The following is a 10,274-nucleotide window of genomic DNA, read 5'->3' as shown; positions in this document are numbered from 1 at the left end:
CGCGGTTCCAACCCTCCAGCGGGTCGTTGTATTGCTGCTCGGTGCTGTCGCCGGTAACCTGGCTGCGATCGGCCATATCGACTACGGTGGGCTCAATTTCGATACGGCCCTGCGAGGTTTCAATAGTGGCGGTTTTGCCGCTGCTAAGCTGTTCGGCAGCTGAAAGCCCAGCGTTGGTGCTATTGTCAGCGTTCTGGCTACTGGTTGCCGGGGCTGGGGTATCAGCAGGCGGTGTCTGGGGCTGGCTGGCGCAGCCGCTTAACAGCAATAGTAACAGCAGGCTAAGCGTGGTATTAGATGTCATAGATTACTCCAACGCAGCTGGTTAGCCGCATCTAGTGTTTATTCTGTTTATCTGCATCAGCTTCTTTATCGCTGTTATCAGCTCTGGCGTTGTCTTTCTCGTCAGCTGTCACTGACGTGAAATCAATAATATCTTCCACCCGCATCTGGTAAGCCTTTATAAAAGCGTTGTAGAACAACCCGCCTATGGCTTTTAGCACTGAGCTATCCGGGGAGCTGATATCGCCCTGTACCGGTATCCGTGTGGCTATCAGTTTCTCATCACGATTTTCAAACAACTCGGCCAGCGCCGCCGAAAGTGCTTCAATAAACAGCTGCAACGGGTTGTCGTCACCTTTTATCACATCGTTAACAACGTCTTCTTTCCAGGAGAACACTTCAAGCTGATAAATACCAGCCTTAACATAACCGTTCACCTGGCCGTTATCGCTGGCCAGTTCGGCTGCCAGTTCAAACTCACCGGCTTCAACATCAAAAGGGGCATAAATTTTTACAATGCTATCAGTTACTTTGGTGGGTAGCTTTTCCATTTGCATATTGATGTCAAAACTGGGCTTGGGCACATTAGGGTTAAACTTGCCGCGGATAAAAAACGGCGCGCTGCCACCTACGGTACCTTCCAGATTTATATCCGTCAGCAGCTCAGACTCGGCATCATTATGTAAATTACGCACCTCGCCCTGTACCTCGCTTAAAATCAGCTCACCCAGTACATCTTTGGCAATGGCGTTAAACTCAATACGGCCATCGTACAGTGACAGTTTATCAATCGAAAACAACGTTAAATCATTTGCCAGGCCAATCCAGGTGCGCTCATCCAGTACGGCATCTTCGGTAATATCGGTTTGATCAGTGCGGTCCAGCGCCATGATCACCGGTTTATAAAATGCCATAGTGGTAACAATTTCACCCTTTAACAGCTTGGCCCACGACAGCTGTAAACTCAGGCGCTCGGCAGAAAACAGTGGCAGCTTACCTTTGTCATTGTGCTGAAAAATTTCAACTTGCTTAATATCGTAACCGCCACGCCACAGTGCTAAATCGATATCCTGCACATGGCCGCTAATGCCCTGCTGGCGCTGCAGCAGTGAATTGACGTACCACACCATGGCTTCAGGCGCAGCAATGCGCGCTACCAGTAAAAGCAGTAAAATGGCGATGGTTATTTTGACCGGTTTGGTTAATGTCATGCTGTTGTTATGCCCTGACTAATGCGCCGCTATTGGCTTGCAGCTTATTCAGACTACGCAGCAAAGATCGTTCCAGTTGTATTATTAACGTAAGTTTTTGAAATTTAGGGGTTTTGTTTAAGGTTGGGCTGGGGCGAGCGCCAAAGCATTGTGGCAGTAGGCTATTCTTACTCACCGGCTATGTAAAACTGACATAGTGCCAGCCAGGCAGAAAAACAAAAGGCCAGCATTGCTGCTGGCCTTTGCTAGGTGGTGGAGCTGGCGGGAGTTGAACCCGCGTCCGAAAAACCTACATCGTCGGTACTACATGCTTAGCACATTCATTTAGTTAACCCTATGAGCGCCGAATGGCAGGCTATCGTCGGGCGAGCCTGATTGGTTTTAACGTTTTGTCTCCAGGCGAAGACGCGACGCGATCCTGTTAGGGGTGATCTTCCAGAGTCTCAGCTTACAGGCATGCGTGAGGGGAAGAGCTATCTACTGCTTATTAGGCAGCGATTGCGTAAGTTTCGTCGTTTGCGACTATTTAATTGAGGCTTTTTTACGAGGCCTACCTCACCTCGGCATGCACCTAAGAGTTCGTGAATCCCGTCGAATCCAGAATCAGCCCCGAATTCTGTGGTGTTACACTTACACTTCAGTGTTTGGCTATTGTACGCAGCTCACTGTGGTTACACAAGCTAGCATTGTCTGATAGCACATTTTAACGACATAACCTTAGATGGGGTTACGCCGTTAAAGTTTCAAGGGCACTCAGCGTTTAGAGTGCTTCATCATCCGTTCTTTTTCGCGTGACCAGTCTCTGTCTTTAATATCGTCACGCTTATCAAAGCTTTTCTTACCCTTGGCCAAATGGAATTCCAGTTTTACCCAGCAGGCTTTCCAGTACATAGCGGTGGCAACCAGCGTATAGCCTTCGCGTTCTTTTAAGCCAATCAGCTTATTAAGCTCGCGTTTGTGCAGCAGTAATTTACGGCTGCGCTCTGGGTCACATACCACGTGGGTTGAGGCGCTGTTTAATGGCTGAATTTGTGCACCGAGCAAAAAGGCTTCGCCGTGGTGCAAAATAACGTAAGAGTCAGACAAGTTGACCTTGCCCTCGCGAATACTCTTCAGCTCCCAGCCCTGCAGGGCTACACCGGCTTCGTAGCGGTCTTCCAGAAAGTACTCATGCCGCGCTTTACGGTTTTGCGCTATGGTACCGTTCTTATTTTTGTTTGCTTGTTTTTTACTCATAATCTGTTATTTATCGCAGCTCTGTTTTGGGTGTCGGCAGTGGCTCAAGCCTTGTTGCAGCGCATTAATCTGTTACAATCGGCGGCGAGTTTAAAGGGGAGAGAGTATGCCACAAATTGAGCGCAGTGCGCTGGTTTTTTATAGTGCACAGCAGATGTTTGACTTAGTCAACGCTATACCTGACTACCCTCAGTTTTTGCCCGGTTGTACCTCTGCCCGTATTATCAGTCAGTCTGATACTGAGATGGTGGCATCATTGACCGTTTCCAAGGCCGGCATTGGCCATAGTTTTACCACCCGCAATACATTACTGCCGTACCAACGCATTGGTATGCAACTGGTGGATGGGCCATTTAAACGCTTAAGCGGTGGCTGGGAGTTTCAGCCATTAAGTGAGACTGCCTGTAAGGTAATCTTAAAGCTGGAGTTTGAGTTTTCCAGCAAACTGGTACAGTTTGCCTTTGGTAAAATTTTTTCTGAGCTTACTGCCTCCATGGTTAATGCCTTTACCCAGCGGGCAAAGCAGGTATACGGAGACCAGCATGGCTGATTTTATTACTGTAGAAGTGGCATACGCCCTGCCGGAACGGCAGAGTTTGCTAACCGTTAATGTGTCACCTGATAGCAGTGTGCAGCAAATCATCGAGCTAAGCGGTATTTTGCAGCAGTTCAGCGAAATAGACCTTAACAGCCAGAAAGTAGGTATCTGGAGCCGGCCGGTTAAACTGGATGACAGGGTAAAAGCAGGCGACAGGATAGAAATTTACCGGCCACTGATTGCTGACCCGAAAGATTTACGCCGGCGCCGGGCTGAAAAGGCAAAAGAAGAAGGCCGGGCAGACAAAGTAACCGGTGGCCGGCCGCATGATGTTAAAGCCAGCAGCGAATAAAAAAGCCAGCTTCCGCTGGCTTCATTGTCATGTTTGATGAGATATCAGGCTGTGCTGTATTAAATATCCAGCGGTGTATTAAAATCGGCTGACTTATCAAAATCGCCTTTAATATCCTGCAGCTTGTTGTCTTTAAACTCGACAATCAGCTGTTTCTCAAAATGGTTACCGTTACCGCTTTTCAGGGCATAAAAGTAATGCCAGGTGTCGTTATCAAAGGCATTGCTGGCAACAGGTGTGCCCAGTACAAACTTCACCTGCTCTTTGGTCATCGCAACGCGCAGTTTGTCGATATCTTTCTGCTCTAAAAAGTTGCCCTGTGGAATATCAATCCGATACACCCAACTGCTACAGGCACTTAAACCAACTAAACCTGCTACCAGTACTAAAGTCTGAATTACTGCTTTCATCTGTCACTTCTGCTTAAACATAATGGCCTCATCATACCCTATGATTGGCGCGGTGAAAAACCTTCTTTCAGACTGCCGGTGCGCACAAAAGTTCGCGTGCGTTAGCCAGTGCACTGGCACTGATGTTTTCACCGGCCAGTAAGCGGGCGATTTCGCTTATTCTGTCATCGTCACTCAGCTGGCGCATCCGCGTTTCTGTCGCCTGGCCATCGGTGTATTTTTCAACAAACAATTGCTGATGGCCCTGACTGGCAACCTGCGGTAAGTGCGTAACGCAAATAATCTGCGTAGACTCCCCGAGCTGGCGCAATAAACGCCCAACACCGGCCGCGACCGGGCCGCTGATACCCACATCCACTTCGTCGAAAATCAGCGTAGGCGTGGTAATTTTATCCGCCAGGATCACCTGTATTGCCAGGCTGATACGGGATAATTCACCGCCCGATGCCACTTTATGCAGCGCCTGCAACGGCTGGCCCGGGTTGGTTGATACCTGAAATTCCACGCTATCAATACCGTTAGCGCTGGCCTGTTCGGCCCCCAGTTGTTGCAGCACTATGGCAAAGCGGGCATTGGCCATGCTCAGTTCGTGCATGCTGGCGCTGATCTTATTGCTCAGCACCTCTGCCGCCTGCTGGCGCTGCTGGCTTAATTGCTGGGCTTGTGCCATATAATGCTGCTCGGCCTGCTGAATATCTGCTGACAGCTGTTGCAGGCGTTTGTCATTACCGGTCAGCGCGGCCAATTGCTCCGCCAGTTGCTGATGCAATGCCGGTAGCTCTTCGTTAGTTACCTGATGTTTACGCGCCAGGTTTAGCCATTGGCTTAACCGTTCGTCCACCTGCGCCAGGCGCTCCGGGTCCAGCTCGACCTTATCGGCGTAGCGGCGCAGTTCCCGGCTGGCTTCTTCGGTTTGTACCAGCGCATCGTTGACCATCTGGGTAATATTGCCAAGTGCCGGGTCCAGCGCGGTCAGCTGATCCAGCTGGGCGCTGACCACAGACAATGCCTGATAAATGTTTTGTTGCTCATCGTCATACATCAGCTGCAGGCACTGCTGGCTTTGACTCAGCAGGGTATTGCCATGGCTTAAGCGGCTATGCTCGGCTTCCAGTTGCGGGTATTCGTTATCCAGCGGGGCAAAGTTGTCCAGTTCTGCCACCTGATATTCCAGCAGTTGGCGCTGGGCATCGCGTTGCTGCTGTGATTGCTGTAAGTCACTGTACTCGCGCTGCAGTTGCTGCCAACCCCGCCAGGCACTGCGCGTTGCTTCACGGGTGGTGCTATTGGCGGCAAAAGCATCCAGCAGCTGGCGCTGGTAATCCTGCTTTAATAATTGCTGATGCGCGTGCTGGCCATGAATGCTGAGTAAGTGCTGGCCTAAAGCTTTCAGCTGCTGGGCTGGTACCTGCACCCCGTTAATATAGCCGCGCGAACGGCCCTCGTTGCTGACTACCCGGCGTACGATACATTCGTGGCCCATGGCTAAATCCTGCTCGGCCAGCCACTGCTGCGCACCGGTTAACTTACTGATATCAAAACTGGCGACAATATCAGCTTTATCTGCGCCCGGGCGCACCACACCGGCATCTGCCCGTTCTCCCAGACACAACGACAGGGCATCAATGGCAATAGATTTACCGGCACCGGTTTCGCCGGTAATTGTAGACATGCCGCTGGCCCAGTCGATTTCCAGCGCGCGAACAATAGCAAAATTACTGATATGCAGATGACACAGCATGCGTTGCTCCGGTGTAATAAAGTTACTGATATAAAAAACAGTGGTTATTTATACAGTAACTTTATACAGTAAAACCGGTGCTGGCAAGGGGGGCGTTAATAAAGTTTGCTGCCCCAGCCCAGCTTGTTGCGCAGTACGTGAAAATAGCTATAACCCGGCGGGTGCACCAGGCGCAGTGGTGTCGGATGTTTACGGATATAAATATCATCACCCGGCATCACCGCCAGTATCACGTGGCTGTCGCAGCTGATCTGTAAGTGTGCATCGTTAGTGCTTGCTACTTTGAGGCGAATTTCACTGTTGCCTGAGACAACCAGCGGCCGGCTGCTTAGCGTGTGTGGAAACATCGGCACCAGTGTAACGGCGTCGAGATCGGGGGTTAAGATAGGGCCGCCACCGGATAGCGAGTAGGCAGTGGACCCCGTCGGCGTACTGACGATAAGGCCATCAGAGCGCTGGCTGTAAACAAACTCATTATTGATATAGGCTTCAAATTCAATCATATGCGCGACTTTGTCGGCATGCAGTACGGCTTCGTTTACTGCGCTGTTGCTGCTTTTGATAGCACCGTGACGGTGCACAGAGATTTCCAGCAGGTTGCGCTTTTCGGTGACAAAGTTGCCGGCCAGTACTTCAGATAGCGGCTGCTGAAAGCTCTCTGGTGCCAGGTCGGTTAAAAAGCCGAGGTTACCGCGGTTTACACCAAGCACTGCCACATCGAAGCGTGCCAGCACCCGTGCTGCGCCCAGCATATTACCATCGCCGCCTACTACTATTGCCAGGTCACATTTTTTGCCCAGTTCGACCAGATCCAGCACTTCTACACCGGCGATATTCAGTGATTCTGCTACCCGCTCTTCAACGTAGATTTTCAGCCCCTGTTGCTGTAAAAAAGCATACAGTGCCATCAGAGTGTTGTTTGCACCCTGATGGTGGGGTTTGCCAATCAGGCCAACAGTAGTAAAGGCGTGTTGCATAGCGGTTTCCTTTCAAAGCGTTACTGCAGTATAACGACAGCTGCCAGCAGACACTAGCGCCGTTTTCAGCTTGAATTGCCAGCTTAAGCCCCCATATCCGAGTACAGTATTGAAGTGAGCATGGCGCATGACCCTAACCCTGAGCAGACCTGAGCTGATTTTAAAGCTAATCGTAGAGCAGTATTTGCTGGATGGTCAGCCGGTGTCGTCGAAGGCGCTGGCCGATAACGCCCAGTTAGCTGTCAGTTCTGCAACGGTGCGAAATACCATGATGCTGCTGGAACAGCAGGGCTTTATCCGCTCGCCACATACATCTGCCGGCAGAATACCGACAACAGCGGGTATCAGGCTATTCATTGATAAAATGCTGCAGCTGCAGCCGTTGTCAGGTTTCTGGAATAATGAGCTGCAGCGCAAGCTGGTGCCGCAGCTACCGGTGTCATTGTTGTGCCAGCAGGTCGGTCAGTTGCTGACGAACCTGACAGGCTTTGTTGCTATTGTCAGTGCGCCCAAAGCCGATGGCCGTATTGTGCGGCAAATTGACCTGGTGCGTCTTGCCAGCGACCGTTTACTACTGGTGGTAATAGATGAAGATGGCGATATTCTGCACCGGGTACTGCACTGCGAGTCAGCTATTGATAACAGCACTTTGAGCCGGGTGTTGTGTTTACTGAATGCCGCGCTTGGCGGTGGCGGCCAGTGGCAGGATGGTATTGAGCGGCTCGGGGTCATAGTGCGCGGTGAAACCGCATTGTGTCAGCAGCTGCTGCAAAAAGTGTTAGGGCAGCTCAGTTTAGATGAACTGCAGCAACATCAGCCATTAATTTATGGTCAGCACCAGTTGCTGTTAACGCCGGAATATCAGCAAAACCCGGCATTGCAGCAGGTGATGCAGATGCTGGAGCGGCCCGACGGGCTCGTGCAGTTATTACAATCGGTGACGCAGGACGATCAGCCTAAGTTGTTGCTGGGCAAAGAGTCGGGCTTTGTTGAGTTGGCCAATGTCAGTGTCATTGCCCAGCGTTATCAGATCCAACCAAAACGTTTTATCGCCTTACTCGGCCCCCGGCGCATGAACTACGCCAGATTAATTCCACTGGTGGACGCTTGCGCCCGTCAGTTAAATTTAAACTTGAATCGGCGCCAAGCATCCCCATAATACACCTACTTAATTTGGGAGTAGTAACGCATGACTGAGCAACAACAGCCTAACGACAATACCACTGAACAAACCGCTCAAACCAACGAGCACGCTGATACCGTTGAGTTATCCGGTGAGCAGGCCATTATCGCAAAATTAGAAGCTGAACTGGCTGAAGCCAAAGCACAGGTTGCAGAGCAACAGGATGTGATGCTGCGCATTAAGGCTGAATCTGAAAATATCCGCCGCCGCGCCAGCCTGGATGTTGAAAAAGCACACAAGTTTGCGCTGGAAAAGTTTGCCGGTGACTTGCTGCCGGTCGTCGATAACTTAGAGCGCGCGCTGGGCTTTATTAACCGCGAAGATGAAGCGTTAAAAGGCGTGATTGAAGGCGTAGAATTGACGCTGAAAAGCTTCCTGGATACCGTCGCCAAATTCGGCGTAAACCAGATTGATCCGCAAGGCCAGCCGTTTAACCCTGAATTGCATGAGGCAATGAGCATTCAGCCGTCTGCCGATGTGGCGCCAAATACCGTAACTTTCGTGATGCAAAAAGGCTATGAGTTAAATGGCCGCCTGCTGCGCCCGGCGATGGTCGGTGTATCAAAAGCGCCAGAGTAATCCGGCATAATCTGACTGGGCAAACCTGTCGTATAGGCAGGTTTGCATGCAGTCCCGCTACAATCGGTTTATCCACGCTAACACGCCGTGAACCCATCCCTGGGGGCTCGTTTATAAACTTCATCCATGAAGTTTCCCCTATTGGGCAGCGAAGCTGTTCAAATTCGTTCCTGACGAATTTGTCCGCCCGTCCGGGGCTCCAACGGTTAGCTTAGGACAAACCGGTATCGCTGGTTCATCAGGTAAATTCGACGGCTATAACAGCTCGCGGTAAACATAGTTTGCCAGCGGATGCTGCTGACGTTTTAACTCCTGCACAAAAAACTGCGCTATCCGGCTTGCGCCCTGTAAGGTCAGGTGGGTATTGTCGGTTTTACCATCCGGAAACTTCTGATACAAACCGGCAGGTACCTGAATAAAATATGGCTGGCTGTCTGCTAGGCCCATCTGTTGCCAGAAATCGCAGCTTAACCGCTGCAAATCAAAAAAGCTTACCTGTGTTTCTGTAGCAACTTTGGCTGCCGCGTTCGCGTAGTCGGCCAAATCGTGCTTAAGGGTGCCGTCTGCGGCAAAATTACGCCGACAAATAGAGCTGGCCAGTATAGGCGTAGCGCCTTTTGCCTGCACCTCGGTAATAAACTGCTTCAGAAAACGCTGATAGTCGGTATCAGCGTCGGCAAAGCGCTCGGGATCAGACTGTTTCGAGTCGTTGTGACCAAATTGGATCAAGACATAATCACCTTTAGCCAGTTCACTTAGCAGCAGCTGCCAGCGGCCTTCTTTTAAAAAACGGCGTGTGCTACGGCCATTGGCGGCATGGTTTACTACCTTAAGCTGCGGTAATAAAAACTCTGGCAGCAATTGGCCCCAACCGCGCTCTGGGTAAGCCAGGTTAGGTTTATCCGACATAGTCGAGTCGCCGACCAGATGTAGTGTAACGGTTGAAGGCTGTTGCGCCTGAGCTGGCAATATCAGGCTCAGGCCGGTTAGAAACAAAGAAAGTAGTAAGCGCATGCTGTTCCTTTAAAAAAATGGCCGGCAAATGCCGGCCGAATACACCGGAAGAAATCAGTTAGCAGAGAGTAAGCGCGCAACTTGTACGCCGGCCATAATAAATGGGCCGTTGGCTTTGGCATCGTTACGGATCACCGGTTCGCTCATGTAATAGCGGTAGCTGCCATCGCGGCCAAAGCCCAGGCCGGCGACCTGGCAGGTATTGGTCAGGCTGACACTGTTATCCGTATGCACCAGAACAAATTCGTTTACCAGGCCCTGATAGGCTTTAATCGCTGTATCTTTATAGCGTGTGTCCAGGTAACCGTTATTCACGCCTTTGGCAAAGAAGTAGGCAAACATGCTGCTGCCGGAAGATTCCAGATAATTGCCGGTCGCGCTAGGCTTATCCAGGATCTGATACCAGACGCCGGTTTCGGCATCCTGCACTTTTACCAGCGCTTCAGCCAGTTCTGCAGTCATATCGAGCAGCGGCTGACGCAGCGCAGTCTGATCTGCGGGTAAGGTGTCGAGCACATCAACCAATGCCATCGCCAGCCAGCCTAAGCCGCGGCCCCAGAACTGGCTGGCCAAACCGGTGTCTTTATCCGCCCAGTTTTGTGCTTTAGCTTCGTCCCAGCCGTGGTAGTAAAGCCCGGTTGCCGGGTCACGCAGTTTGGCCCGGCTGATGGTAAATTCTTTTACCACTTCATCCAGCGCGTGGCCTTGTTCAAACGCTGTGGTGTAATTAGCCAGAAACGGCATACCCATA

The 10,274-nt window shown here is 51.0% G+C and carries 11 protein-coding genes, 1 other RNA gene and 1 pseudogene; 4 read left to right on the top strand and 9 right to left on the bottom strand.

Annotation, left to right across the window (positions count from 1 at the left end; genetic code table 11):
• The 4 genes and pseudogenes from VIN66_RS07995 to smpB all read right to left on the bottom strand — a co-directional run.
• A pseudogene (locus tag VIN66_RS07995) lies at positions 1-304 on the bottom strand (hypothetical protein); the annotation flags it as partial.
• A gap of 31 nt (positions 305-335) precedes the next feature.
• Positions 336-1,493 carry a DUF748 domain-containing protein gene (locus VIN66_RS07990; RefSeq protein WP_331923482.1) on the bottom strand — a complete coding sequence of 386 codons (1,158 nt, stop codon included), beginning with the start codon at positions 1,491-1,493 and terminating at the stop codon, positions 336-338.
• Positions 1,494-1,743: 250 nt separating this feature from the next.
• Positions 1,744-2,104, bottom strand: a transfer-messenger RNA (tmRNA) gene (ssrA, locus tag VIN66_RS07985).
• Positions 2,105-2,246: 142 nt separating this feature from the next.
• A complete protein-coding gene (smpB, locus tag VIN66_RS07980) occupies positions 2,247-2,729 on the bottom strand; it encodes an SsrA-binding protein SmpB (protein ID WP_134057427.1) in 483 nt (160 codons plus the stop codon).
• Positions 2,730-2,835: 106 nt separating this feature from the next.
• Between smpB and VIN66_RS07975 the strand changes: the two genes are divergently transcribed.
• Both VIN66_RS07975 and VIN66_RS07970 read left to right on the top strand, forming a co-directional pair.
• Complete coding sequence (locus VIN66_RS07975) at positions 2,836-3,279, top strand: type II toxin-antitoxin system RatA family toxin (protein ID WP_331923481.1); 444 nt, start codon at positions 2,836-2,838, stop codon at positions 3,277-3,279.
• Entirely contained in the window at positions 3,272-3,619 is a 348-nt protein-coding gene (locus tag VIN66_RS07970) for an RnfH family protein (protein WP_226767523.1), read from the top strand. The genes VIN66_RS07975 and VIN66_RS07970 overlap by 8 nt, the downstream gene beginning before the upstream one ends.
• 59 nt (positions 3,620-3,678) lie before the next feature.
• Here the strand turns inward: VIN66_RS07970 and VIN66_RS07965 are convergent, their stop codons facing one another.
• From VIN66_RS07965 to nadK, 3 genes are all read right to left on the bottom strand, one after another.
• Positions 3,679-4,029 carry an outer membrane protein assembly factor BamE gene (locus VIN66_RS07965; RefSeq protein ID WP_273022988.1) on the bottom strand — a complete coding sequence of 117 codons (351 nt, stop codon included), beginning with the start codon at positions 4,027-4,029 and terminating at the stop codon, positions 3,679-3,681.
• Positions 4,030-4,096: 67 nt separating this feature from the next.
• A complete protein-coding gene (recN, locus tag VIN66_RS07960) occupies positions 4,097-5,770 on the bottom strand; it encodes a DNA repair protein RecN (protein ID WP_331923480.1) in 1,674 nt (557 codons plus the stop codon).
• Positions 5,771-5,865: 95 nt separating this feature from the next.
• Positions 5,866-6,747, bottom strand: a complete 882-nt coding sequence (nadK, locus tag VIN66_RS07955; RefSeq protein ID WP_134057416.1) for an NAD(+) kinase — start codon at positions 6,745-6,747, stop codon at positions 5,866-5,868.
• Between the two features lie 127 nt (positions 6,748-6,874).
• On the opposite strand from nadK, the gene hrcA reads away from it, so the two are divergent.
• Positions 6,875-7,906, top strand: a complete 1,032-nt coding sequence (gene hrcA / locus VIN66_RS07950) for a heat-inducible transcriptional repressor HrcA (RefSeq protein WP_331923479.1) — start codon at positions 6,875-6,877, stop codon at positions 7,904-7,906.
• Positions 7,907-7,936: 30 nt separating this feature from the next.
• Positions 7,937-8,509, top strand: coding sequence for a nucleotide exchange factor GrpE (gene grpE, locus VIN66_RS07945; RefSeq protein ID WP_331923478.1), 573 nt, complete (start codon positions 7,937-7,939; stop codon positions 8,507-8,509).
• Positions 8,510-8,764: 255 nt separating this feature from the next.
• Here grpE and VIN66_RS07940 read toward each other — a convergent pair whose 3' ends face one another.
• The gene (locus VIN66_RS07940; protein ID WP_331923477.1) at positions 8,765-9,523 is read right to left on the bottom strand and encodes a rhamnogalacturonan acetylesterase; all 759 of its coding nucleotides are present in this window, start codon (positions 9,521-9,523) and stop codon (positions 8,765-8,767) included.
• Positions 9,524-9,577: 54 nt separating this feature from the next.
• A partial coding sequence (locus VIN66_RS07935) for a glycoside hydrolase family 88/105 protein (protein WP_331923476.1) occupies positions 9,578-10,274 on the bottom strand: 697 nt, incomplete at its 5' end.

This window comes from Rheinheimera sp. (assembly GCF_036568245.1).
Taxonomy (GTDB): domain Bacteria; phylum Pseudomonadota; class Gammaproteobacteria; order Enterobacterales; family Alteromonadaceae; genus Alishewanella.
The sequence above is the reverse complement of the archived record's forward strand: the minus strand, read 5'-3'. Positions and strand labels throughout refer to the sequence as shown.

Excerpts from the sequence above, each read along its gene's own strand:
- VIN66_RS07970 (WP_226767523.1), top strand. The coding sequence starts at position 3,272 with ATGGCTGATTTTATTACTGTAGAAGTGGCATACGCCCTGCCGGAACGG.
- VIN66_RS07965 (WP_273022988.1), bottom strand. The coding sequence starts at position 4,029 with ATGAAAGCAGTAATTCAGACTTTAGTACTGGTAGCAGGTTTAGTTGGT.
- grpE (WP_331923478.1), top strand. The coding sequence starts at position 7,937 with ATGACTGAGCAACAACAGCCTAACGACAATACCACTGAACAAACCGCT.
- hrcA (WP_331923479.1), top strand. The coding sequence starts at position 6,875 with ATGACCCTAACCCTGAGCAGACCTGAGCTGATTTTAAAGCTAATCGTA.
- VIN66_RS07990 (WP_331923482.1), bottom strand. The coding sequence starts at position 1,493 with ATGACATTAACCAAACCGGTCAAAATAACCATCGCCATTTTACTGCTT.
- VIN66_RS07975 (WP_331923481.1), top strand. The coding sequence starts at position 2,836 with ATGCCACAAATTGAGCGCAGTGCGCTGGTTTTTTATAGTGCACAGCAG.
- smpB (WP_134057427.1), bottom strand. The coding sequence starts at position 2,729 with ATGAGTAAAAAACAAGCAAACAAAAATAAGAACGGTACCATAGCGCAA.
- VIN66_RS07940 (WP_331923477.1), bottom strand. The coding sequence starts at position 9,523 with ATGCGCTTACTACTTTCTTTGTTTCTAACCGGCCTGAGCCTGATATTG.
- recN (WP_331923480.1), bottom strand. The coding sequence starts at position 5,770 with ATGCTGTGTCATCTGCATATCAGTAATTTTGCTATTGTTCGCGCGCTG.
- nadK (WP_134057416.1), bottom strand. The coding sequence starts at position 6,747 with ATGCAACACGCCTTTACTACTGTTGGCCTGATTGGCAAACCCCACCAT.